This is a genomic window from Mycobacterium sp. NGS16 (genome assembly GCF_059813225.1).
Map to the genome: position 1 here is coordinate 13,088 of NZ_JCALEE010000001.1, position 23,867 is coordinate 36,954.

Here is a 23,867-nt window from a genome sequence, read left to right on the forward strand (position 1 = left end):
GCCGGAATCATGCTCCGACCCTGCCCGTCCGGCACAATTGGCCCCGACAGGCAGGAGAGACATGGACTCCACTCGGTGGCGACACAGCAGGACCCATCTGGGCATTGCGGCCGCGGTACTGGCGCTGGCCGCCGCCGTGGTGGCAGTGGCCGTGGTCGTGCTCCCCGACGAGTCCGGTGCCGGTGCACACGCCGTGCCGCCGGCGCCGATGGCGACCGCCCAACCAGGGGTGGTGCCGGTCGGCGACGACGCCCCGATCCCGACCGGCAGCGCCCTGGCGGCAGCGATGTCGGCTGCGCTGGCCGACCCCAACCTGGGCCGGCTCACCGGCCGGATCACCGACGCGCTGACCGGCAAGGCGCTGTGGACGCAGCAGGAAGACCTGCCGATGCAGCCGGCGTCGACCAACAAGGTGCTCACCGCCGCGGCCGCGCTGCTGGCGCTCGACCTCGGCGCCCGGGTCACCACCCGGGTGATCACCGGTGACCAGCCCGGCGTGGTGGTGCTGGTCGGCGGCGGCGACCCGACCCTGTCCACCGCCGACGTCGGGCAGGACACCTGGTACCGGGAGGCGGCCCGGGTCAGCGACCTGGCCGACCAGGTCCGCCGCAGCGGGGTGACGCCCACCGAGATCCAGGTCGACACGTCGGCGTTCAGCGGCCCGAGCATGGCACCGGGCTGGGATCCCGACGACATCGACGGCGGCGACATCGCCCCGATCGAGTCGGTGATGGTCGACGGCGGCCGCATCCAGCCGACCACCGTGGAGTCCCGGCGCTCGCTGACCCCGGCGCTGGACGCCGGGCAGGCGCTGGCCGCTGCGCTCGGTGTCGACACCGACAAGGTCAGCATCGCGACCGCGTCGGTGACCGGACGCGAACTGGGCTCGGTCTCCTCGGCGCCGCTGGTGGTGCGGCTGGGCGAGATGATGAACGCCTCGGACAACGTGATGGCCGAGTGCATCGGCCGGGAGGTGGCGGCGGCGATGGGCCGGCCGCGGTCTTTCGCCGGTGCCGTCGACGCGGTGACCAACCGGCTGGCCACCGCCCACATCGCGGTCAGCGGGGCCACGCTGATGGACTCCAGCGGGCTGTCCGTCGACGACCGGTTGACGGCGCGCACGCTGGACGCGGTGGTACAGGCGGCGGCCGGTCCGGACCAGCCGGAACTGCGGCCACTGCTGGACATGCTGCCGGTCGCCGGTGGCAGCGGCACCTTGTCCGATCGGTTCCTCAACCCGAAGACCGGGCGCGGGGCGGCCGGCTGGCTGCGCGCCAAGACCGGCTCGCTGACCCGCACCAACGCGCTGGCCGGGATCGTGACCGACCGCGACCGCCGGGTGCTGACGTTCGCGTTCATCTCCAACGATGCCGGGCCGACCGGGCGCACCGCGATCGACGCGCTGGCCGCGGTGCTGCGGACCTGCGGATGCGGATGACCGAGCTCGACATCGGGCGTGCGGTGGACTGGGGGTTCGCCGCGACGGTCGGCAGCTGGCTGGCGCGTCCGGCGCCGCCGATGACCGACTACACCCGCGAGCAGGTGATCGGCGACCTGCACCGCAGCGCTGCGGCTGCCGAACCGCTGGTGCGTGAGGTGACCGGGCTGGGTGTCGGCGGCCCGGTGCCCGAGGCGCGCGTCCTGGATCGGCCGCAGTGGATCGCTGCCGCCGCCGAGTCGATGCGGTTGATGACCGGCGGCACCGAGAAGTCCGTCGGGTTCATCAGCGGCCGGCTGGCCGGGGCGCAGACCGGTGCGCTGCTGGCGTTCGTCTCCTCGGGCATCCTCGGCCAGTACGACCCCTTCTGCGCCGAGGGTGGGGCGCTTTTGCTGGTGTATCCCAACGTGATCGCCATCGAGCGGCAGTTGCGGGTGACCCCGGCCGACTTCCGGTTGTGGGTGTGCCTGCACGAGGTCACGCACCGGGTGCAGTTCTCGGTGAATCCGTGGCTGCCCGGCTACATGTCGGACGCACTGGCGGTGCTGACCGGCGATGCCAGCCCGGACGTTCTCGAGGTGGTGGGCCGGCTGACCGACTATCTGCGGGGCCGCCGTGACGACGCCGGGCCATCGGGAATCCTGGGGCTGGTGCGCGCCGTGCAGTCCGAGGAGCAGCGCGCCGCCCTGGACCAGCTGCTGACGCTGGGCACGCTGCTCGAGGGGCACGCCGACCACGTGATGGACGCGGTCGGGCCGGCGGCGGTGCCGTCGGTGGCGACGATCCGGAGCCGCTTCGAGGAACGTCGTCAGCGCAGCCAGCCGCCGCTGCAACGGTTGTTACGGGCGCTGATGGGCCTGGACGCCAAGCTCAGCCAGTACACCCGCGGCAAGGCGTTCGTCGACGCCGTGGTCGGCCGGGTCGGCATGGACCGGTTCAACGCGGTCTGGTCGGGGCCGGAGGCCCTGCCGCTGCCCGCCGAGATCGAAGAGCCGCAGCGGTGGATCGATCGGGTGCTGTAGCCCGGCTGCGTGCCGCGCTGGTGGGGTTCGCCGAGCAGCAGTTGCCCGATGCGGCCCGCTGGTGTGTGGCGCTGTCCGGTGGGCCGGACTCGCTGGCCCTGACCGCCGTTGCCGCGGCCGAGCGGCCCACCACCGCGCTCATCGTCGACCACGGCCTGCAAGCCGGTTCGGCGCAGGTGGCCGATCTCGCACGCCGCCAGGCCCTCGAATTGGGATGCGTTGCCGCGCAGGTTATCTCGGTGACCGTCGGGGCCGAGGGTGGTCCGGAGGGGGCGGCGCGCACCGCCCGCTACGCCGCCCTGGACGGCGCCCGCGAGGAGGCCTCAGTGCTGCTGGGCCACACCCTGGACGATCAGGCCGAGACGGTGCTGTTGGGGCTGGGCCGCGGCTCGGGGCCGCGCTCGATGGCCGGGATGCGTCCCTACGACCCGCCGTGGTGCCGGCCGCTGCTGGGGGTGCGCCGCGAGCTGACCCGGGACGCCTGCGCCGAGCTGGGCTTGACCCCCTGGCTCGATCCGCACAACAGCGATCGGCGCTTCACCCGGGCGCGGCTGCGCGCCGAGGTGCTGCCGCTGCTGGAAGACGTGCTCGGCGGCGGGGTGGCCGAGGCCCTGGCCCGCACCGCGACCGCGCTGCGGGAGAACACCGAGCTCATCGATGCGCTGGCCGACCAGGCGCTGCCCGAAGCCACGGCCGGTGCCGGGCCGGCCGTCCTGGACACCGCCCAGCTGGCGGCGCTGCCCGGGCCGGTGCGTCGCGCGGTGATCCGGCGCTGGCTGCTGGCCGGCGGCGGCCGCGGGCTGACCGACCTGCAGATCCGTGCGGTGGAGCGACTGGTCATGCAGTGGCGCGGACAGGGCGGCGTGGCGGTCGGCTCCGAACTGCGCGGCGCGCGGCTGTTCGCGGTCCGCGGCGACGGCCTGTTGCGGCTGCGCCGGGAACCGACCTGAGCATCCGGCGTGATTTTGCGCGGTGGGAGTTGGTTGTCGAACATCACCCATGGCACGCTGTGCTGGTGGCTGCGTTCTCGCCGGGGGAGACACCCGAGTCGTACGCGGGGGACATCAAATCGGTGCTGCTGACCGAGCAGCAGATCCGGACCCGCACCGCCGAGCTCGGTGCGCAGATCGCCGCCGACTACGCCGAGGGTCGCGACCGCGCCGAAAGCTCAGACCTGCTGCTGATCACCGTGCTCAAGGGCGCGGTGCTGTTCGTCACCGACCTGGCCCGGGCGATCCCGCTGCCCACTCAGTTCGAGTTCATGGCGGTCAGCTCCTACGGGTCGTCCACGTCGTCGTCGGGGGTGGTGCGCATCCTCAAGGACCTCGACCGCGACATCAGCAACCGTGACGTGCTGATCGTCGAGGACGTCGTCGACTCCGGCCTGACCTTGTCGTGGTTGCTGCGCAATCTGGCCGCCCGGCGGCCCCGGTCGCTGCGGGTCTGCACGCTGCTGCGCAAACCCGACGCGGCGCGCGCCGGTGTGGACATCGCCTACGTGGGCTTCGACATCCCGAACGACTTCGTGGTCGGCTACGGCCTGGATTACATCGAGCGCTACCGCGACCTGCCCTACATCGGCACCCTGGATCCGCGGGTGTATCAGAGCTGAAACCGGCTTGGGGTCCGCCGACGCGCGGTCGCCTTAGAGCAGCTCCCAGGTCGCGGTCACCGAGAAGCCCACGGTCTGCTGGCCGGGCTCCATCGGGGGCGCGGCGGCCATCGCGCGGGGCGCCGGCATCCCCACCGGCGTCGGCGGCGGCGTGCCGCCGGCCACCTCCGAGATCGAGATCACCCGGCCCAGGTGCAGGCCTGACAGGTGCGCGTACTGCTCGGCGCGGTCCTTGGCGTCGTTGAAGGCCCGCTCGCGGGCATCGCGCACCAGCTGCGAATCGTCCTCGATGGAGTAGCTCACCCCGTTGATCCGGGTGGCGTCGCCGCCGGCCCGCACGATCACCGCCAGCACCTGGGAGGCCGAGTCCCGCTCGACCTTGACCCGGATCGTGTTGCCGGCCCGGTACCCGGTGATGCTCGACGACCCACCCGACTCGGAGCCACCGTACTGCGGCTGCAGGCTGACGCCGGTGGTGCTGATGTCCTTGCGGTCCACCCCGGCGTCCAGCAGTGCATCGATCACCGCCTGCTGGCGCTCGCTGGTCTGATTCATCGCGCTGGTGACGTCGCCGGCGATGAACTCGATGCCCGCTTCGGTGGTCAACGTGTCCGGAACACCCTGCACCTCACCGGATCCGACGACGGTCACCTGCCGGGGCAGGTCAGCGCCGACGCCGCCCGGCGCCGCGTCGCAGCCGGCCGTCGCGACGCCAGCCAGGCCGGCCAGGGCCAGCGTCATCGACCAGCGGAGGACCTTCCGGGCGCTGCGTGTCGGCATGAGTGGCACCCTAGCGGAGACGATTACCGGTCTGCGCGGAAGTACGATGCGGCACACTGAGGCGATGACCGTTGCGCCCGCCCGGGCACTGTCCAGCGCGATCGAAGCCTTCGCCGGGCAGGTGTACTTCGCCCCGGAGTGTCACCGCGGCTACGCGGCGCTGGGTTTTGCGCCCAGTCGCGCAACGTCGCGTGGTGTCGAGAGGCCGGACGGGCCGGCCTACTTCTGCAGCCGCGGCTCGGCGCTGGGGCAGGCGCCCGGCGAGGTGGTAGCCGCGGCATTCGCGGTGTTCAACCCGGCGGTGGTGGTGCCGTCGGTCGCCTACGGCTGGACGCTCACCGACGCGCCGACCATCCGCGCGGCCCGCACCGAGGGCTCGGTGGCCCAGCTGCGCCGGGTCCTCGGTGCGGCCCCCGACGGTCTTGATCGCGCCCTAGCGCTGCTGCGCCGCGCGGTCGACGGGCTCTCGGTGGCCGGTAAGCCGCTGTTCGCCGGGCTGGTGGCCGAGGGGCTGGTCGGCGACCCGCTCACCGACGCCTGGCAGCTGGCCGACCAACTGCGTGAATACCGCGGTGACGCGCACGTGAACGCTTGGACGGCAGCAGGATTCGACGGTGTCGAGATCGGTCTGATCACCGAGCTATACCGAGGATTCCCGCCGCGCAGCTACGTCCGGAGCCGGGCCTGGGCCGACGACGAACTCAGTGCCGGTGAGGACCGGCTGGCGCAGCGGGGCCTGGTCCGCGGCGGCGTCCTCACCGATGCCGGACGGGCGTGCCGCGAGTCGGTCGAGACGGCCACCGACGCGGTCTGCGTCCCGATCCTCGCCAACCTCGGTGATGATCTGGGCGAATTGGTCGAGCTGGTCGGCGGGTGGTCGAAGCGGCTCCGCGACGCCGGCGCCTTCCCCTAGCGGCGGGCTGCCGCCGGTGATTGACCTAAGGTGTGACCAGGATCTTGCAGTGCCGGTCGGGGTCAGCCAGATCGTCGAACGCCGCCCCGACACCGTCGAGCCCGACTTCGCCGGTGATCAACGGCGCCACATCGATTCGTCCCTCGGCGATGGCCTGCAGCGACGCGGCGAATTCCGCCGGCTCGTAGGCGAACACGAACTGCACGCTGATCTCCTTGGTGATACCGAAGAACGGGTGCACGGTATCGGGTTCCATGCAGACCCCGGCGACGACCAGCCGGCTGCCGACCGGCGCGCGCCGCAGCACGTCGTCGATGATGCCCGGCACGCCGACCGCTTCGAAGATCACCTTCGGTGTGACCGTGTCGAACGGCGAGCCCTGCGCCGGGTCCAGTGACCGGTGCGCCCCCATCACCGTCGCGAGGTCACGACGGGCCCGCGAATAATCGGCAGCCACAACGTCTTCCACGCCGCGGGTGCGCAGCGCGGCGATGATCGCCAGCCCGATCGGGCCGCAACCCAGCACCAGCGCAGTCTCGCCGGGGGTGATGCCGGACTTGTTGACCGCGTGCAGTCCCACCGCCATGGGTTCGGTCAGCGCGGCGTGGCGGTGATCCAGACCGTTGGGGATCGCCAGTAGCAGCGGAGCCGAAAGCAGCATCTTCTCGGCGTAGCCGCCGATGGTGGTGTTGGAGTACACGATCGGCTCAATACCTTTGGCGGCCAGCAGAACCGGAATCGACGTCACCGGCGTCCCCGCGGCAAAGGTGTCGGTACCGGGCCCGGCCTCCAGCACCCGCGCGCTGAACTCGTGTCCCATGAAGATGTCGGCGCCCAGGTCGACCGATGCGCTGGCCGACGGGCTGCCCGACATGGATTGTGTTGCGGCCAGCACCTGATCGCCGTGCGCGGCGAAGTGCAGGTCCGAACCGCAGATCCCGCACGCGGTCACCTCGACCAGCACCTGGCCCGGGCCGGGCGTCGGCTCCGGAACGTCGTCGCGGTAGACCATGCGCCCGTCGCGCAGCACCGCGGCCCGCATCAACGCGGCCCGGTTTCGCTCGTATGTTCCACGACGGCGTTCTTGATCGCCTCGCCAGCTCGGCCGAACAACGTGTCGCGCATGCCCTTGGCCCATTCGTGCGATGCCCGGGGCGCGCTGAGCTGCCCCTTGAAGTGCGGAATCACCTTGCGGGCCAACAGTTCGTAGCTGTGGTAGGTGGCCGCCGGAGACGCCCAGTCGTGGCCGAGGAACAGCAGGGTGCCGAAACCGCCGGAGCGCTCCAGCAGGTCGGTGATGTGTTCGATCGCGTCGTCGGGAGTGCCGATGCAGCAGCTGCCGGCCGCAGCGTAGGCCTCGACGAACTCCCGCGGTGACTGCGATTCGCCCTCGACCGAGCTGGCCAGTGGGACGAACCCCGCGGCGCCGAAGTAGTTCGCGAAATCCTGCAGGCCGTAGGTGCAGTCCTCCAGGGCCTGATCGCGGGTGTCGGCGACGTGCATGATGCTCAGCACCCGCCAGTCCGCCCGGTCGGGTTCGTCGCGGCCGGCCTTGGCGGCCTGCTCACGCACCACCTCCCAGGCGCTTTCGATGGCGGCAAAGCCGCCCGGGATCGACATCGACAGCGACAGCAGCGAGGTGCCCAGCGCACCGGCCAGCCGCGGGCCCGACGGGGAAACCATGGCCGCCGTAGAGACCTCCGGGTACGGCCAGGTGTAGGGCCGGATGTGCAGGGCGGCGTCACGCAAGGTGAACCAGTCCGAGTGGCGGGTGATCAATTCGCCGGGCTCGGCCCGGAACAACGCCAGGATCGCCTCCAGGGACTCCTGCATCATCCGGCGCTGCTCGACGGGGTCGATACCCATCATGTGGGCGTCGGTGGGCAGGGCGCCCGGCCCGGCGCCGAACATCACCCGGCCGCGGGTCAGGTGGTCCAGCAGCACCCAGCGGTCGGCCACCATCAGCGGGTGGTGATAGGGCAGCGAGACCACGCCGGTACCGAGCCGGATGTGTTTGGTGCGTTCGGCGGCCGCGGCGATGAACACCTCGGGGCAGGCGATCAGCTCGTAGCCACCCGAGTGGTGTTCGCCGAACCAGGCTTCGTCGAAACCCAGCCGGTCCAGGGCGACCACCCGTTCTAGGTCGTATTCCAGCGCGACCGTAGGGGATTGACCGAGCGCGTGAAACGGGGTGATGAAGACCCCGAAACGCAGCGGCGCGGTCGTCATGACACCCGTCCAGACGGCACGGCCGCCAGGAACTCCAGCAGCGCCGCATTGACCTCGTAGGGCCGTTCCTGCTGCAGCCAGTGGCCGGCGCCGTCGATCATCACCTCCCGGTAGGGACCGGTCACCAGTTCGGTGGCCCGGTCGCGGCGGGTGAAAGCCAGCACCGGGTCGGCGGTTCCGGCGATGAACAGGGCCGGCACGTCGATGGTGGCCGAGGGCGCAGTCGCCATGATCTCCCAATTGCGGTCGAGGTTGCGGTACCAGTTCAGCCCGCCCGTGAAACCGGTCCGGGTGAACTCGGCGATGTAGTGGTCCAGCTCGTCGGTGCTGATCCAGTCCGGCAGGGCGGCCGGCTCGGGCAGCCGCTCGATGAAGCCCATCGGCCCGGGCGCCGCCATCCGCGCGCCCGCGTCGGCGTCGGCCGGGCGCAGGCCGCCGATCATCCGGCGCATGGTGCGCGCCGGGTCGGAGTCCAGTTCCGCATCGGCGACCCCGGGTTGCTGGAAATAGAGCATGTAGAAGAAGTTCTCACCGAAGATGCTGCGGAACGCGGCCGTCGGCGGAATCTGGGGGCGCGGCACCGGCGGGACGCTGAGCCCCACCACAGCGGACACCCGATCGGGGTGCAGTTGTGCGGCGCTCCACGCCACCGGGGCGCCCCAGTCGTGACCGATCCAGACCGCACGGTCGGCGCCGATGTCGTCGAGCAGGCCGACCAGGTCGCCGGTCAATGCGGCCATGTCGTAGGCCTCGACCTCCTTCGGGCGCGTCGAGCCGCCGTAGCCGCGCTGATCGGGGGCCAGCACATGAAAGCCGGCGTCGGCCAGCGCCGGGATCTGATGTCGCCAGGAGTAGGCCAGTTCCGGAAAGCCGTGTGCCAGCAGCACCACCGGGGCGCCGCGCTCACCGGCCTCGGTGACCCGCAGGGTCACGCCGTTGGTATCGACAATGCGCTGGGTTATACCGACCACGATCTCACCAAAGCACAACCGGCGTCCCGCGGAGATGGGATTGCCCGGCCTTAACACGCGGGACGGTAGCCTGAACATGCCCAGCTGCATGTACTGGAAGGATTTGGGGCCGAGTTCGGCCGATGCCTGATGAATCGCAAAAACGTGATCCGCACCATCACCGCGATCGCAGTGGTGCTGCTGCTCGGTTGGTCGTTCTTCTATTTCAGTGACGACACCCGCGGATACAAACCGGTCGACACCTCGGTCGCGGTGGCCCAGATCCACAGCGGCAACGTCAAGAGCGCCCAGATCGACGACCGTGAGCAGCAGCTGCGGCTGGTCCTGAAGAACCCGCTGACCAGCGTCGAGGTGTCCGACAAGGGCGCCAAGGCGGCCAAGCCGGGCAAGGCCGAGAAGGTCGACAAGCTGATCGCCAAGTACCCGACCGGGTACGCGGTCCCGCTCTACACCGCGCTGACGGCCAAGAAGGCGGAGATCAACACCGTCGTCAACCAGGGCAGCGTGCTGGGCTCGCTGCTGATCTACCTGCTGCCGATGCTGTTGCTGATCGGGCTGTTCGTGATGTTCTCCCGGATGCAGGGCGGCGCCCGGATGGGCTTCGGATTCGGCAAGTCGCGGGCCAAGCAGTTGGGCAAGGACATGCCCAAGACCACCTTCGCCGACGTCGCGGGCGTCGATGAGGCGGTCGAGGAGCTCTACGAGATCAAGGACTTCCTGCAAAACCCCGGCCGGTATCAGGCACTGGGCGCCAAGATCCCCAAGGGCGTGCTGCTCTACGGCCCGCCCGGCACCGGCAAGACGCTGCTGGCCCGGGCGGTGGCCGGGGAGGCGGGCGTGCCGTTTTTCACCATCTCCGGCTCGGACTTCGTGGAGATGTTCGTCGGGGTGGGCGCCTCCCGGGTGCGGGACCTGTTCGAGCAGGCCAAACAGAACAGTCCCTGCATCGTGTTCGTCGACGAGATCGACGCGGTCGGCCGCCAGCGCGGCGCCGGTCTGGGCGGCGGGCACGACGAGCGTGAGCAGACCCTCAACCAACTGCTGGTCGAGATGGACGGGTTCGGTGAGCGCGCCGGCGTCATCTTGATCGCGGCCACCAACCGGCCCGACATCCTGGACCCGGCCCTGCTGCGCCCCGGCCGGTTCGACCGCCAGATCCCGGTGACCAACCCCGACATCGCCGGCCGTCGCGCCGTCTTAAGGGTGCATTCCAAGGGCAAGCCGATCGCTCCCGACGCCGATCTGGACGGGCTGGCCAAGCGCACCGTCGGCATGTCCGGGGCCGACCTGGCCAACGTGATCAACGAGGCCGCGCTGCTGACCGCGCGGGAGAACGGCACCGTCATCACCGGCGCCGCCCTGGAAGAAGCCGTCGACCGGGTGATCGGTGGTCCGCGCCGCAAGAGCCGGATCATCAGCGAACACGAGAAGAAGATCACCGCCTACCACGAGGGCGGGCACACCTTGGCGGCCTGGGCGATGCCCGACATCGACCCGGTCTACAAGGTCACCATCCTGGCCCGCGGCCGCACCGGCGGGCACGCGGTGGCGGTGCCCGAGGAGGACAAGGGGCTGCGCACCCGTTCAGAGATGATCGCGCAGCTGGTGTTCGCCATGGGCGGACGTGCCGCCGAGGAGCTGGTGTTCCACGAGCCGACCACCGGCGCGGTCTCCGACATCGAGAAGGCCACCCAGGTGGCCCGGGCGATGGTGACCGAGTACGGCATGAGCGCCAAGCTCGGCGCGGTGCGCTACGGCACCGAACACGGCGACCCGTTCCTGGGCCGCACCATGGGCACATCGCCGGACTACTCCCACGAGGTGGCCCGCGACATCGACGACGAGGTGCGCAAGCTCATCGAGGCGGCCCACACCGAGGCCTGGGAGATCCTCACCGAATACCGCGATGTGCTCGACACCCTGGCCGGCGAGCTGCTGGAGAAGGAGACGCTGCACCGCGCCGACCTGGAGAAGATCTTCGGCGACGTGGCCAAGCGGCCCCGGCTGACCATGTTCGACGACTTCGGCGGCCGGGTCCCGTCGGACAAGCCGCCGATCAAGACCCCCGGCGAGCTGGCCATCGAACGCGGCGAACCGTGGCCGCAACCGATGCCGGAGCCGGCGTTCAAGGCCGCCATCGCACAGGCCTCGCGGGAGGCCGCCAGATCCGCCGAGGCCGCCGGTCGTGCCGCCAACGGCAGCAACGGCTCACCGACCGGCGACGAGGTGCCGGCGGGCACCCAGCCCGACTACGGCGCCCCGGCCGGCTGGCACGCTCCCGGTTGGCCGCCGGCACCGAATCAGCCGCAGCAGGCCGGCTACTGGTACCCGCCCCAGCAGTGGCCGCAGCATGGCTACCCGCCCGCCCAGCCCTACCCGCCCTATCAGGGGTACCCGCCGCCACCGCCGGCACCGCCCGGCGAGGGTGACGGCCACCAGCGCGGCGCCGAGAAGAACCGGTCCGAACCGCCATCCGGCGATTGAGAAAGTGGGATCGTCGATGGCTTCGACAGTCTTCGATCAGGCGCGCGCCGAGGCTGCGGTGCGTGAGCTGTTGTACGCCGTGGGCGAAGATCCGGACCGTCCGGGTCTGCTCGACACCCCGGCGCGGGTGGCGCGGGCGTACCAGGAGATGTTCGCCGGGCTCTACACCGATCCGGACACGGTGCTGGAGACCACCTTCGACGAGCAGCACGACGAACTGGTGCTGGTCAAGGAGATCCCGCTGTACTCGACCTGCGAGCACCATCTGGTCTCGTTCCACGGCGTCGCGCACGTCGGCTACATCCCCGGCGACGACGGCCGGATCACCGGCCTGTCCAAGCTGGCGCGAGTGGTCGACCTCTACGCCAAGCGGCCGCAGGTGCAGGAGCGGTTGACCGGTCAGGTCGCTGACGCCTTGATGCGCAAACTCAACCCGCGCGGTGTCATCGTGGTGGTCGAGGCCGAACACCTGTGCATGGCGATGCGGGGCGTGCGCAAACCCGGCGCGATCACCACCACGTCGGCGGTGCGTGGCCAGTTCAAATCCGACAGCGCGTCACGCGCCGAAGCTCTGGAACTCATCCGGCGGAAGTGATCCCGACACGCGCCCAGGTCGTCGGGGTGGTCAACGTCACCGCCGACTCGTTCTCCGATGGCGGGCGCTACCTGGACGCCGACCGTGCCGTCGAACACGGCTTGGCGCTGGCAGCCCAGGGGGCGGCGGTCATCGATGTCGGCGGCGAATCGACCCGGCCCGGGGCAGTGCGTGCCGATCCCCGCGCCGAAGCGCAGCGGGTCATTCCGGTAGTGAAAGGAATTGCTGCCCAGGGCATCACAGTCAGTATCGACACGATGAACGCGGAAGTGGCGCGGGCCGCGCTGGACTGCGGTGCCGGGATCGTCAACGACGTCTCCGGCGGACAGGCGGATCCGGCGATGGCGCCCCTGCTGGCCTCCTCGGGTGCCCGCTGGGTGTTGATGCACTGGCGTCCGGTCGATCCCGAACACCCGCATCGGGTACCGGACTACCGCGACGTCGTCGCCGAGGTCCGCCACGATCTACTCGCCTCTGTGGATGCCGCCGTCGCCGCCGGCGTGGATCCGGGGAAGCTGATCATCGATCCGGGACTGGGCTTCGCCAAAACGGCGCAACACAATTGGGCCCTGCTGAACGGGCTGCCGCAGCTGGTCGACACCGGGATACCGGTCCTGGTCGGGGCGTCGCGCAAGCGTTTTCTCGGTACGCTGCTGTCCGGGGCGGATGGCACGCCGCGGCCGCCCGACGAGCGGGAGACGGCCACCGCGGTGATCTCGGCGCTGGCCGGCCTGCACGGGGCCTGGGGTGTGCGGGTGCACGACGTGCGGGGCTCTGTCGACGCGCTTAGGGTCGTCGAAGCCTGGACTGCAGCCCGGGGCCAAGGAGGCACGAGCGATGACTGATCGAATCGAGTTGCGCGGTCTGAAGGTTCGCGGCAACCACGGGGTGTTCTCTCATGAGCGCGCCGACGGCCAGGATTTCCTCGTCGACATCACGGTCTGGATGGACCTGTCTGCCGCGGCCGCCAGCGATGCCCTGGCGGACACCTACGACTACGGGGTGCTGGCGCAGCGGGCCGCGGATATCGTCGCCGGCCCGGCCCGCGACCTCATCGAGACCGTGGCCGCCGAGATCGCCGAGGAGGTCATGAGCGACGTGCGGGTGCAGGCCGTCGAGGTGACACTGCACAAGCCGCATGCCCCGATCCCACTGACCTTCGCCGACGTGGCGGTGGTGGCGCGGCGCTCGCGGCGCGACCGGCGCGGCACGGTGGTGCCGGCATGACGCGCGCCGGCGACGATGCCGGACGCCAGCGACGAGGAGAGCGGCACCATGACTGAAGCGGTGTTGTCTATCGGGTCCAACCTGGGTGATCGGCTGGCCCGGCTGCAATCGGCCGTCGACGGATTCGGCGCCGCGGTGCGTGCGGTGTCGCCGGTCTACGAGACCGAGCCGTGGGGCGTGGTCGACCAGGGCCGCTTCCTCAACGCGGTACTGATCGTGGCGGACCCGGAGATCGACGAACACGGTTGGCTGCGGCGGGCGCAGGAGCTCGAACAGGCGGCAGATCGGGTGCGCGGCGAGCGCTGGGGGCCGCGAACCCTCGACGTCGACGTGATCAGCTGCCGCGACATCGCGGCCGGCGAATCGACCGAGCTGCTCTCCCGCGACAAGGGGCTGACCCTGCCGCATCCGCTGGCCCACCTGCGCGCCTTCGTGATGGTTCCGTGGCTGCAGGTCGAACCGGAGGCGCAGCTGACCGTCGCCGGCCGGCGATGTGCAGTGGCCGAGCTGCTGGCGGAACTGGACCCCGCCGACCGCCACGGGCTTCGCCGGACCGATCTGGTGCTGCAGCGCTGATGGGTCCGACCCGCAAACGAGATGTGACCGCGGCAGCGGCGGTCGCCGCCGTCGTCAGCTACCTGGCGGTGCAGCTGTTGTACCGATGGTTCCCGCCGATCACCGTGTGGACCGGGATTTCGCTGCTGGCCGTGGCGATCGCCGAGGCGGCGTGGGGCCGCTATGTTCGCGGCAAGATCGACGACGGCCAGATCGGAACCGGATCCGGCTGGCTGCACCCGCTGGCGGTGGCGCGCACCGTGGTGGTGGCCAAGGCCTCGGCCTGGATGGGCGCGCTGGTGCTGGGCTTCTGGTTGGGCGTGCTGGGCTACCTGCTGCCGCACCGGGCCGCGCTAGCCGTGGCCGCCGAGGACACCGGCGGTGCCGTGGTTGCCGCGGCCAGCGCGCTGGCTTTGCTCGTCGCCGCACTGTGGTTGCAGAACTGCTGCAAGTCGCCGCAGGATCCCGGCCAGTCCGGGCCGTTGAGTCCAGATCAACACGGGTGAGAATCGCCGGAGCCGGGCGACACGCCAAGTGACCTCGTACAGGTACAGTCGGGCAATGCGGGCCGGCAACGACGAACAAAGCGACGAGGTGGAGCGGCGCAGATGAATTCGGTCCTGTCCCGCGCCCCAGGTCGGCGTGGTGCGCGCAGGCCCGGCTGGACGTTGATGACAGCGTTGCTGATCCTTGCGATCGCAGCGAGTTCGGCACTGGTGTTCACCAGCCGGGTGGAGCTGTTGAAGCTCGCGGTCATCGTGGCGCTGTGGGCCGCGGTCGCTGCGGCATTCGTCTCGGTGATCTACCGGCGGCAAAGCGACGTCGACCAGGCCCGGGCCCGGGACCTGAAGCTTGTCTACGACCTGCAACTGGATCGGGAGATCTCCGCGCGGCGCGAGTACGAGCTGACGGTGGAGTCGCAGCTGCGCCGCGAGTTGGCATCGGAGCTGCGGGCCCAGGCCGCCGACGAGGTCGCCGCGTTGCGTGCCGAGCTGGCCGCGCTGCGCACCAACCTGGAGATCCTCTTCGACGCCGACCTGAGCCACCGGCCGGCGTTGGAGCCCGAGCGCACCACGGTTCGCGCTTACAGCGACTGGGCCCGATCCGGCGGGGAGCCCGTCACCCGGGTCACGCCGGCCGCCGCGCCGTTCTACCCCGAGGACTCGGTCAGCCAGACCGCCGAGAACCCGATCATCGATGTCCCGGAGGTACGGATCCCGACCGGCGGATTCCCCATGCCGCAGGCGCCCCAGGAGTCTCAGGAGCCACCGAGACCTCAGACACCTCAGGCGCCGCCACCCCCGGTGCCGAAGCCGCCGGCCGAGCCTCCGTACCGGGGTTCGCACCGCCGCGCCGCCGACGAAGCCCCGCGCCGCGCCGCCGACGAAACCCCGCAACCCGCGGCCCGTTGGGACCAGCCGCCGCAGCCGTTCGTGGCACCCGAGCCCCGCACGGAGCCCGAGTCCCGCCCGGAACCGCCGCCGCCACCACCACCGCAACCCAGAGTCGCATCGCCGTCCGCGTCAGCCCCCACCCCGCCCTGGAAACCCCTTGGCGCCGAAGGGGAATGGCTACCGCCGGGCCCCCCCGGCAGTCACTGGTCCGCGGACGCTCCCGCGGACTCCGGTCGGCACGGTGCCGCCGAGCCGAGGCACGCCGGCGAGCACGCAGCCACCGCGCCCGAGCGCAGCGCCGAAGCGCCGTCCCGGCACGGCCGCCACGCCGGCCCCGCGTCGCCGACCGACGGCCCGGTGAACGGCGCCGAGACGGCACGCCCCGACGGCGAGGGCCGCCGGCGGGCGCGCTCCCGGCATGCGGCGGCGGACGCGGTCGACAGCCATACTCAGCCGGCCCAGGCGGAGCCCGCGAGCGCTTCCGCCGGTACGGCACGGCATTCCGCCGGCGCGGAGCCGGGACCCGAGGGCGCCCCGAACACCGGGGGCCAATCGGTGGCCGAGTTGCTGGCCCGTTTGCAGCCCGCCCCCACCGAGGGCCGCCGGCGGCGCCGCCGCGAGGACTAACAACCGCCTGCGACGAACGTCACTCGCCGGGCGGGGGCCGAGCGGGATAGACTCTGCCGCGACCGTCCGGTACCCGCAGCGCGGGACTGGAACGAACCAAGAGAACTTGTGAGGTCGTCTGCGATGGTGCAGTTCGACGGACTGCGGCCCGCCCGACTCAAGGTTGGCGTCATCTCGGCCGGCCGGGTCGGCACCGCTTTGGGCGTCGCCTTGGAGCGCGCCGACCATGTCGTGGTGGCGTGCAGCGCCATCTCCGAAGAGTCGCGGCAGCGCGCCCGGCGGCGACTGCCCGACACCCTGGTACGTCCCGCCCACGATGTCGCCGGCGATGCGGAATTGCTGCTGTTGGCTGTTCCCGATACCGAACTGGCCGGCATCGTGTCCGGCTTGGCCGCCACGGGCGCGGTGCGCGCCGGGACGATCGTGGTGCACACGTCCGGGGCCACCGGGATCGGTGTGCTGGCGCCGCTGACCGAGCAGGGTTGTTTGCCGCTGGCGATCCACCCCGCGATGACCTTCACCGGCGGGGATGAGGACATCGACCGGCTGCCCAACAGCTGCTTCGGTATCACCGCAGCCGACGAGATCGGCTACGCCATCGCCGAGGCGCTGACGCTGGAGATCGGCGCCGAGCCGTTCCGGGTCGACGAATCCGCCCGCACGCTCTACCACGCCGCGCTCTGTCACGGCGGCAACCACGTGGTCACCGTGATCGACGACGCCCTGGCGGCGTTGCGGGCGGCGCTGCCCGGTCGCCTCGGCGCCAGCGAAGTACCGGACCCCGACGGCGTCGCCGAACGGGTGCTGGGCCCATTGGTGCGGGCCGCGCTGGCCAACACCTTGCGCGACGGCCGGGCCGCGCTGACCGGGCCGGTGGCCCGGGGCGACTCGGCCACCGTGGCCCGGCACCTGCAGGCGCTGGCCGCCGTGGACCCCGATCTGGCCGAGGCCTACCGCACCAACGCGCTGCGCACGGCGCATCGCGCAGACGCCGCCGCCGACGTGCTGACGGTGCTGGCCCGGTGAACCCGAACACCCCCGCCTTCACCGCCGGTGAGCTCAACGTGTACGCCCGGCCGGAGGAGATCGCCCGCGTCACCCGCGCCCTGCGGTCGACCGGTCGCCGGGTGATGCTGGTGCCGACCATGGGGGCCCTGCACGACGGCCACCTGGCGCTGGTGCGGGCCGCACGTAAAGTGCCCGGCTCGGTGGTGGTGGTGTCGATCTTCGTCAACCCGCTGCAGTTCGGTGCCGGTGAGGACCTCGAGGCCTATCCGCGCACCCTCGATGCGGACCTGGACCTGCTGCGGGCCGAAGGCGTCGAGCTGGCCTTCGCCCCGCCCGCCGCGGCGATGTATCCCGACGGTCCGCGCACCTCCGTGCACCCGGGTCCGCTGGGAGCCGAGCTCGAAGGCGCCGCCCGCCCGACGCACTTCGCCGGGATGCTCACTGTGGTGGCCAAACTGCTGTCCATCGTGCGGCCCGACCGGGTGTTCTTCGGCGAGAAGGATTATCAGCAGCTGGTGCTGGTGCGGCAGATGGTTGCCGACCTCAACCTGGACGTCACCGTGGTGGGGGTGCCGACGGTGCGGGAACCCGACGGTCTGGCGATGTCCTCGCGCAATCGCTACCTCGACCCGGCGCAGCGCGAGGCTGCGACCGCGCTGTCGGCGGCCCTTGCCGCAGGCGAGCGCGCGGCGTCGGCCGGGGCGGCCGCGGCGCTGCAAGCCGCCGGCGCGGTGCTGTCCGCGGTACCGGCGGTCGACGCCGACTACGTGCAGGTTCGCGGCGTCGACCTCGGGCCGGCGCCCGCCGAAGGCTCGGCGCGGCTGCTGATCGCCGCCCGTGTCGGTGCCACCCGGCTGATCGACAATGCCGCCATCACCCTCGGACTTTCCACCGACGCCACCGTGGCGCCGGTCGGTTCGGATGGATATCACGTGTCAACCGCCGCACAAAACCGGAGGAATTGATGTTTCGGACGATGCTCAAGTCGAAGATTCACCGTGCCACGGTCACCCACGCCGACCTGCACTACGTGGGATCGGTGACCATCGACGCTGATCTGATGGAGGCCGCTGACCTGATCGAGGGCGAGCAGGTGACGATCGTCGACATCGACAACGGCAATCGGTTGGTCACCTACGCCATCACCGGGAAGCGGGGCAGCGGCGTTATCGGAATCAACGGTGCCGCAGCACATCTGGTGCACCCCGGTGACCTGGTGATCCTGATCGCCTACGGCACGATGGAAGACGCCGAGGCTCGCCGCTACCAGCCCCGGATCGTGTTCGTCGACTCCGACAACAAGCAGGTCGACCTCGGCACCGACCCGGCGTTCGTGCCGGATGACGTAGCGGACCTGCTCTCGCCCAGAAGCGTGGGATAGCCGTGCTGCTGGCGATCGACGTCCGTAACACCCACACCGTCATCGGTCTGATCGCCGGGTCGGGTGAGCACGGAAACGTCGTGCAGCAGTGGCGGATTCGTACCGAAGCGGAGATCACCGCTGACGAGCTGGCCCTGACGCTGGACGGCCTGATCGGCGACGACGGCGAACAGCTCACCGGCGCTGCCGCGCTGTCCACTGTGCCGTCGGTGCTGCACGAAGTACGAGTGATGCTCGATCAGTACTGGCCCTCGGTGCCGTCGGTGTTGATCGAGCCGGGCGTGCGCACCGGGATCCCACTGTTGGTCGACAATCCCAAGGAAGTCGGCGCCGACCGGATCGTCAACTGCCTGGCCGCTTTCCACAAATTCAACTCGGCGGCCATCGTCGTCGACTTCGGTTCGTCGATCTGCGTCGACGTGGTGTCGGCCAAGGGAGAATTCCTGGGCGGCGCCATCGCACCCGGCGTCCAGATCTCCTCGGATGCCGCCGCGGCCCGCTCGGCGGGGCTGCGCCGGGTGGAACTCACCCGCCCGCGCTCGGTGATCGGCAAGAACACCGTCGAATGCATGCAGGCCGGTGCGGTGTTCGGGTTCGCGGGGCTGGTCGACGGGCTGGTTCGCCGGGTTCGCGACGACGCACCCGGGTTAGCCGACACCACCGTGGTAGCCACCGGCCACACCGCTCCACTGTTGCTCGCCGACCTGGAAACGGTCGACCACTACGACGCCAACCTCACCCTCGATGGGTTGCGGTTGGTTTTCGAACGCAACCGGGACAGTCAACGGGGCAGGCTGCGGCCCGCGCGCTGAGCTCCTGCCGGTTGATTAAGCTGGCACGTCGTGAGCTCCGCCGATACCCCACAGCAGTCGCAACCTGAGGATTCCGACCTCCCCGAGCAGTTTCGGATCCGCCGCGACAAACGGGCACGGCTGCTGGCACAAGGCCGCGACCCTTACCCGGTCGCGGTGGATCGCACCCACACGCTCGCCGAGATCCGGACCAGCTACCCCGATCTAGCCGCCGATACCGCCACCGGCGACGTCGTCGGCGTCGCCGGCCGGGTGGTGTTCGCCCGCAACTCCGGCAAGCTGTGCTTCGCCACCCTGCAGGAGGGCGACGGCACCCAGTTGCAGGTGATGATCAGCCTGGCCAGCGTCGGCGAGCAGGAGCTGGAGGCGTGGAAAGCCGACGTCGACCTCGGCGACATCGTTTTCGTGCACGGCGAGGTGATCAGCTCGCGGCGCGGCGAACTGTCGGTGCTGGCCGATGACTGGCAGATGGCGTCCAAATCGTTGCGGCCCCTGCCCGTCGCGCACAAGGAGATGAGCGAGGAATCCCGGGTTCGGCAGCGTTACGTCGACCTGATCGTCCGCCCGGAGGCGCGCACCGTCGCCCGCCAGCGGATCCTCGTGATTCGGGCCATCCGCTCCGCGTTGGAGCGCCGCGGATTCCTCGAAGTCGAGACGCCGATGTTGCAGACCCTGGCCGGGGGAGCGGCCGCCCGGCCGTTCGTCACCCACTCCAACGCGCTCGACGCCGACCTTTACCTGCGGATCGCGCCCGAGCTGTTCCTGAAACGCTGCGTCGTCGGCGGGTTCGACCGGGTCTTCGAACTGAATCGGGTGTTCCGCAACGAAGGTGCCGATTCCACCCATTCGCCGGAGTTCTCGATGCTGGAGACCTACCAGGCCTATGGCACCTACGATGACTCGGCGGTGGCCACCCGGGAGATTATTCAAGAGGTCGCCGACGAGGTGATCGGGACCCGTCAACTGCCGTTGCCCGACGGCAGCATCTACGACATTGACGGTGAATGGGCGACGGTAGAAATGTATCCGTCACTGTCGCAGGCGATCGGCGAGGAGATCACACCGGCAACCTCGGTCGATCGGTTATGGGCCATCGCCGACGATCGCGGAGTTGAAATTCCCAGAGACCGTGGCTATGGGCACGGGAAGCTGGTTGAAGAGTTGTGGGAACATGCGGTGGGCAATGACCTGAGCGCACCCACGTTCGTCCGGGATTTCCCGGTGGAGACGACGCCGCTGACCCGCCAACACCGCAGTATCGACGGAGTCACCGAGAAGTGGGATCTGTACATGCGCGGCGTCGAGCTGGCCACCGGCTACTCCGAGCTCGTCGATCCGGTGGTGCAGCGCGAACGCTTTGCGGCCCAAGCCCGTGCCGCGGCGGCCGGCGACGACGAGGCGATGGCGCTTGACGAAGACTTCCTGGCGGCGATGGAACACGCGATGCCGCCGTGCACCGGCACCGGAATGGGTATCGACCGCCTGCTGATGGTCCTAACGGGCCTGTCAATTAGGGACACGGTTTTGTTCCCGATTGTTCGGCGTCACGGCAACTGAACTCCCGCCTGCCTGTTGTGTTGAAGCGCGCCTATTTTTATGGCACATTGGTCCGCGAGGTCGAATACGGCTTGCGCACAGTTTGCGCGCAGGAAAGCTAACTGAGGGGCTACCAATGGCGAAAAAAGTGACCGTCACCTTGATCGATGATTTCGATGGTGAGGGTGCCGCCGACGAAACAGTCGAATTCGGGCTGGACGGGGTGACCTATGAGATCGACCTTTCGAGCAAGAATGCCGCGAAACTGCGCGCTGAGTTGAAGAAGTGGGCCGACGCGGGCCGTCGGGTCGGGGGGCGCCGGCGCGGACGGTCCGGCGGCGGCCGCCGCGGCACGATCGACCGGGAACAGAGCGCCGCGATCCGCGAGTGGGCTCGCCGCAACGGCCACAACGTGTCGACCCGCGGCCGCATCCCGGCCGATATCATCGACGCATTCCACGCTGCCACCTGAGCCGAAGCTGGAACCGCCGCAGCAACCCCGGCTTTTCGCTCCTGGCGAACCGGGTGATCGATCGGAACGCATTCGGCGGTCACGGCGTTACTCCCTTGCATCGGGTGCCAGGCCTTTCGGGGTCTGCCACCGCAAGTAGTCGATTCGGTACGCATTGCCCGGCAGGTCACAGCGCGCTCGGCCGCCCACTACAGTGGACGGCAGGTACGCGAGGCCGAGCCGAGGCCGACCATGTACCGATGGTGAGGGAGAGCAGGTAGCCGCCGATGTTCGAAAGATTTACCGACCGGGCCCGCAGGGTTGTCGTCCTCGCGCAGGAAGAGGCGCGGATGCTCAACCACAACTACATCGGGACCGAGCACATCCTGCTTGGCCTGATCCACGAGGGCGAGGGCGTGGCCGCCAAGTCGCTGGAGTCGCTGGGCATCTCCTTAGAGGGGGTGCGCAGCCAGGTCGAAGAGATCATCGGCCAGGGCCAGCAGGCGCCGTCCGGGCACATCCCCTTCACCCCCCGTGCCAAGAAGGTGCTCGAGCTGAGCCTGCGTGAGGCGCTGCAGCTCGGCCACAACTACATCGGCACCGAGCACATCCTGCTCGGCCTGATCCGCGAGGGCGAGGGCGTCGCGGCCCAGGTGCTGGTCAAGTTGGGCGCCGACCTGACCCGGGTGCGCCAGCAGGTCATCCAGCTGCTCAGCGGCTACCAGGGCAAGGAGACCGCCGAGGCCGGCACCGGCGGCCGCGGCGGGGAGTCCGGCTCGCCGTCGACCTCGTTGGTGCTCGACCAGTTCGGCCGCAACCTCACTGCCGCGGCGATGGAGGGCAAGCTCGACCCGGTGATCGGCCGGGAGAAGGAAATCGAGCGGGTCATGCAGGTGCTGTCCCGGCGCACCAAGAACAACCCGGTGCTGATCGGCGAGCCCGGCGTCGGCAAGACCGCGGTCGTGGAGGGGCTGGCGCAGGCGATCGTGGCCGGCGAGGTCCCCGAGACGCTGAAGGACAAGCAGCTCTACACCCTGGACCTGGGTTCGCTGGTGGCCGGCAGCCGGTACCGCGGTGACTTCGAGGAGCGGCTGAAGAAGGTCCTCAAGGAGATCAACACCCGCGGCGACATCATCTTGTTCATCGACGAGCTGCACACCCTGGTCGGGGCGGGCGCGGCCGAGGGCGCCATCGACGCGGCCTCGATCCTCAAGCCCAAGCTGGCCCGCGGCGAGCTGCAGACGATCGGCGCCACCACCCTCGACGAGTACCGCAAGTACATCGAGAAGGACGCCGCACTGGAGCGCCGGTTCCAGCCGGTGCAGGTCGGTGAGCCCACCGTCGAGCACACCATCGAGATCCTCAAGGGCCTGCGGGACCGCTACGAAGCCCACCACCGGGTTTCGATCAGCGACTCGGCCATCGTGGCGGCGGCCACCTTGGCCGACCGCTACATCAACGACCGGTTCCTGCCGGACAAGGCGATCGACTTGATCGACGAGGCCGGTGCCCGGATGCGGATCCGCCGGATGACCGCACCGCCGGACCTGCGCGAGTTCGACGAGAAGATCGCCGACGCACGCCGCGAGAAGGAGTCCGCGATCGACGCGCAGGACTTCGAGAAGGCCGCCAGCCTGCGGGACCGGGAGAAGCAACTGGTGGCGCAGCGGGCCGAGCGTGAAAAGCAGTGGCGTTCCGGTGATCTGGATGTGGTCGCGGAAGTCGACGACGAGCAGATCGCCGAGGTGCTGGGCAACTGGACCGGTATCCCGGTGTTCAAGCTGACCGAGGCCGAGACCACCCGCCTGCTGCGGATGGAAGACGAGCTGCACAAGCGGATCATCGGCCAGAACGACGCGGTCAACGCGGTCTCGAAGGCCATCCGCCGCACCCGCGCCGGGCTGAAGGACCCGAAGCGCCCGTCCGGTTCGTTCATCTTCGCCGGGCCGTCCGGGGTCGGTAAGACCGAGCTGTCCAAGGCACTGGCGGAGTTCCTCTTCGGCGACGACGACGCGCTCATCCAGATCGACATGGGCGAGTTCCACGACCGGTTCACCGCCTCTAGGCTGTTCGGTGCTCCGCCCGGCTACGTCGGCTACGAGGAGGGCGGCCAGCTGACCGAGAAGGTGCGGCGCAAGCCGTTCTCGGTGGTGCTGTTCGACGAGATCGAGAAGGCGCACCAGGAGATCTACAACAGCCTGTTGCAGGTGCTGGAGGACGGCCGCCTCACCGACGGCCAAGGCCGCACGGTGGACTTCAAGAACTGCGTGCTGATCTTCACCTCCAACCTGGGCACCTCCGACATCTCCAAGGCGGTCGGGCTGGGCTTCACCCAGGGCGGCGGGGAGAACAACTACGAGCGGATGAAGCTCAAGGTCAACGACGAGCTCAAGAAGCACTTCCGTCCGGAGTTCCTCAACCGCATCGACGACATCATCGTCTTCCACCAGCTGTCCAAGGAAGAGATCATCGAGATGGTCGATCTGCTGATCGGGCGGGTGGCCAAGCAGCTGCGGGCCAAGGACATGGACATCGCGCTGACCGACAAGGCCAAGGCTTTGCTGGCCAAGCGCGGTTTCGACCCGGTGCTGGGCGCGCGTCCGCTGCGGCGCACCATCCAGCGCGAGATCGAGGACCAGCTCTCCGAGAAGATCCTGTTCGAAGAGGTCGGCCCCGGCCAGCTGGTCACCGTCGACGTGGAGAACTGGGACGGCGAGGGCGCGCACGAGAATGCGGTCTTCACCTTCGCCGGCAGCCAGAAGCCGGTCGAGGCGGACCTCGCTCAGGCGGGTGCGCCGGCCGGCGATTAATCCTCGGCGAGTCGGAATCTGG

The 23,867-nt window shown here is 69.9% G+C and carries 23 protein-coding genes; 19 read left to right on the forward strand and 4 right to left on the reverse strand.

Features of this window, described 5'->3' with window-relative positions:
* The first annotated feature begins 61 nt into the window (after positions 1 to 61).
* The 4 genes from dacB to hpt are packed head-to-tail and all read left to right on the forward strand — an operon-like array spanning position 62 to position 4,072.
* Positions 62 to 1,438: a D-alanyl-D-alanine carboxypeptidase/D-alanyl-D-alanine endopeptidase gene (gene dacB, locus AC5Y4Q_RS00060; protein ID WP_499957441.1), complete on the forward strand. Its 1,377-nt coding sequence runs from the start codon at positions 62 to 64 to the stop codon at positions 1,436 to 1,438.
* Positions 1,435 to 2,460, forward strand: coding sequence for a zinc-dependent metalloprotease (locus tag AC5Y4Q_RS00065; RefSeq protein ID WP_499957443.1), 1,026 nt, complete (start codon positions 1,435 to 1,437; stop codon positions 2,458 to 2,460). Before dacB ends, AC5Y4Q_RS00065 begins: the two co-directional genes overlap by 4 nt.
* Positions 2,439 to 3,410 carry a tRNA lysidine(34) synthetase TilS gene (gene tilS / locus AC5Y4Q_RS00070; protein ID WP_499957445.1) on the forward strand — a complete coding sequence of 324 codons (972 nt, stop codon included), beginning with the start codon at positions 2,439 to 2,441 and terminating at the stop codon, positions 3,408 to 3,410. Before AC5Y4Q_RS00065 ends, tilS begins: the two co-directional genes overlap by 22 nt.
* A 29-nt stretch (positions 3,411 to 3,439) precedes the next feature.
* A complete protein-coding gene (gene hpt, locus AC5Y4Q_RS00075) occupies positions 3,440 to 4,072 on the forward strand; it encodes a hypoxanthine phosphoribosyltransferase (RefSeq protein WP_064923708.1) in 633 nt (210 codons plus the stop codon).
* Positions 4,073 to 4,105: 33 nt separating this feature from the next.
* Here hpt and AC5Y4Q_RS00080 read toward each other — a convergent pair whose 3' ends face one another.
* Positions 4,106 to 4,852, reverse strand: a complete 747-nt coding sequence (locus AC5Y4Q_RS00080; protein ID WP_064923709.1) for an SIMPL domain-containing protein — start codon at positions 4,850 to 4,852, stop codon at positions 4,106 to 4,108.
* Positions 4,853 to 4,916: 64 nt separating this feature from the next.
* Between AC5Y4Q_RS00080 and AC5Y4Q_RS00085 the strand changes: the two genes are divergently transcribed.
* Complete coding sequence (locus AC5Y4Q_RS00085) at positions 4,917 to 5,765, forward strand: SCO6745 family protein (RefSeq protein ID WP_065019039.1); 849 nt, start codon at positions 4,917 to 4,919, stop codon at positions 5,763 to 5,765.
* 25 nt (positions 5,766 to 5,790) lie between these two features.
* On the opposite strand, the gene AC5Y4Q_RS00090 is transcribed toward AC5Y4Q_RS00085, so the two are convergent.
* The 3 genes from AC5Y4Q_RS00090 to AC5Y4Q_RS00100 are packed head-to-tail and all read right to left on the reverse strand — an operon-like array spanning position 5,791 to position 8,983.
* Positions 5,791 to 6,807, reverse strand: coding sequence for a zinc-binding dehydrogenase (locus tag AC5Y4Q_RS00090; RefSeq protein WP_065019031.1), 1,017 nt, complete (start codon positions 6,805 to 6,807; stop codon positions 5,791 to 5,793).
* On the reverse strand, positions 6,807 to 7,994 hold the full coding sequence (locus AC5Y4Q_RS00095) for an LLM class flavin-dependent oxidoreductase (protein ID WP_064923712.1): 1,188 nt from the start codon (positions 7,992 to 7,994) through the stop codon (positions 6,807 to 6,809). Before AC5Y4Q_RS00095 ends, AC5Y4Q_RS00090 begins: the two co-directional genes overlap by 1 nt.
* Positions 7,991 to 8,983, reverse strand: coding sequence for an alpha/beta fold hydrolase (locus AC5Y4Q_RS00100; RefSeq protein WP_499958267.1), 993 nt, complete (start codon positions 8,981 to 8,983; stop codon positions 7,991 to 7,993). Before AC5Y4Q_RS00100 ends, AC5Y4Q_RS00095 begins: the two co-directional genes overlap by 4 nt.
* 111 nt (positions 8,984 to 9,094) lie before the next feature.
* On the opposite strand from AC5Y4Q_RS00100, the gene ftsH reads away from it, so the two are divergent.
* The 14 genes from ftsH (at position 9,095) to clpC1 (ending at position 23,845) form a co-directional block, all read left to right on the forward strand.
* Positions 9,095 to 11,449: an ATP-dependent zinc metalloprotease FtsH gene (gene ftsH / locus AC5Y4Q_RS00105; RefSeq protein WP_064923713.1), complete on the forward strand. Its 2,355-nt coding sequence runs from the start codon at positions 9,095 to 9,097 to the stop codon at positions 11,447 to 11,449.
* Between the two features lie 16 nt (positions 11,450 to 11,465).
* Positions 11,466 to 12,044, forward strand: coding sequence for a GTP cyclohydrolase I FolE (gene folE / locus AC5Y4Q_RS00110; protein ID WP_064923714.1), 579 nt, complete (start codon positions 11,466 to 11,468; stop codon positions 12,042 to 12,044).
* A complete protein-coding gene (gene folP, locus AC5Y4Q_RS00115) occupies positions 12,041 to 12,889 on the forward strand; it encodes a dihydropteroate synthase (RefSeq protein WP_064923715.1) in 849 nt (282 codons plus the stop codon). Before folE ends, folP begins: the two co-directional genes overlap by 4 nt.
* Positions 12,882 to 13,271, forward strand: a complete 390-nt coding sequence (gene folB / locus AC5Y4Q_RS00120) for a dihydroneopterin aldolase (protein WP_499957451.1) — start codon at positions 12,882 to 12,884, stop codon at positions 13,269 to 13,271. Before folP ends, folB begins: the two co-directional genes overlap by 8 nt.
* 48 nt (positions 13,272 to 13,319) lie before the next feature.
* On the forward strand, positions 13,320 to 13,847 hold the full coding sequence (gene folK / locus AC5Y4Q_RS00125) for a 2-amino-4-hydroxy-6-hydroxymethyldihydropteridine diphosphokinase (RefSeq protein WP_499957453.1): 528 nt from the start codon (positions 13,320 to 13,322) through the stop codon (positions 13,845 to 13,847).
* Positions 13,847 to 14,332, forward strand: a complete 486-nt coding sequence (locus AC5Y4Q_RS00130) for a DUF3180 domain-containing protein (protein WP_064923717.1) — start codon at positions 13,847 to 13,849, stop codon at positions 14,330 to 14,332. Before folK ends, AC5Y4Q_RS00130 begins: the two co-directional genes overlap by 1 nt.
* A 102-nt stretch (positions 14,333 to 14,434) precedes the next feature.
* Positions 14,435 to 15,847, forward strand: a complete 1,413-nt coding sequence (locus AC5Y4Q_RS00135; RefSeq protein ID WP_499957455.1) for a DUF6779 domain-containing protein — start codon at positions 14,435 to 14,437, stop codon at positions 15,845 to 15,847.
* A gap of 123 nt (positions 15,848 to 15,970) precedes the next feature.
* Complete coding sequence (locus AC5Y4Q_RS00140) at positions 15,971 to 16,873, forward strand: Rossmann-like and DUF2520 domain-containing protein (protein ID WP_499957457.1); 903 nt, start codon at positions 15,971 to 15,973, stop codon at positions 16,871 to 16,873.
* Complete coding sequence (gene panC / locus AC5Y4Q_RS00145) at positions 16,870 to 17,820, forward strand: pantoate--beta-alanine ligase (protein WP_499957459.1); 951 nt, start codon at positions 16,870 to 16,872, stop codon at positions 17,818 to 17,820. Before AC5Y4Q_RS00140 ends, panC begins: the two co-directional genes overlap by 4 nt.
* Complete coding sequence (panD, locus tag AC5Y4Q_RS00150; RefSeq protein ID WP_064923721.1) at positions 17,820 to 18,236, forward strand: aspartate 1-decarboxylase; 417 nt, start codon at positions 17,820 to 17,822, stop codon at positions 18,234 to 18,236. Before panC ends, panD begins: the two co-directional genes overlap by 1 nt.
* Before the next feature lie 2 nt (positions 18,237 to 18,238).
* On the forward strand, positions 18,239 to 19,048 hold the full coding sequence (locus AC5Y4Q_RS00155) for a type III pantothenate kinase (RefSeq protein ID WP_064923722.1): 810 nt from the start codon (positions 18,239 to 18,241) through the stop codon (positions 19,046 to 19,048).
* Positions 19,049 to 19,078: 30 nt separating this feature from the next.
* On the forward strand, positions 19,079 to 20,605 hold the full coding sequence (gene lysS / locus AC5Y4Q_RS00160) for a lysine--tRNA ligase (protein ID WP_125224908.1): 1,527 nt from the start codon (positions 19,079 to 19,081) through the stop codon (positions 20,603 to 20,605).
* A 115-nt stretch (positions 20,606 to 20,720) separates the two neighbouring features.
* Positions 20,721 to 21,056: a histone-like nucleoid-structuring protein Lsr2 gene (gene lsr2 / locus AC5Y4Q_RS00165; protein ID WP_064923724.1), complete on the forward strand. Its 336-nt coding sequence runs from the start codon at positions 20,721 to 20,723 to the stop codon at positions 21,054 to 21,056.
* A gap of 266 nt (positions 21,057 to 21,322) precedes the next feature.
* Positions 21,323 to 23,845, forward strand: coding sequence for an ATP-dependent protease ATP-binding subunit ClpC (gene clpC1, locus AC5Y4Q_RS00170; RefSeq protein WP_064923725.1), 2,523 nt, complete (start codon positions 21,323 to 21,325; stop codon positions 23,843 to 23,845).
* Positions 23,846 to 23,867: the final 22 nt, after the last annotated feature.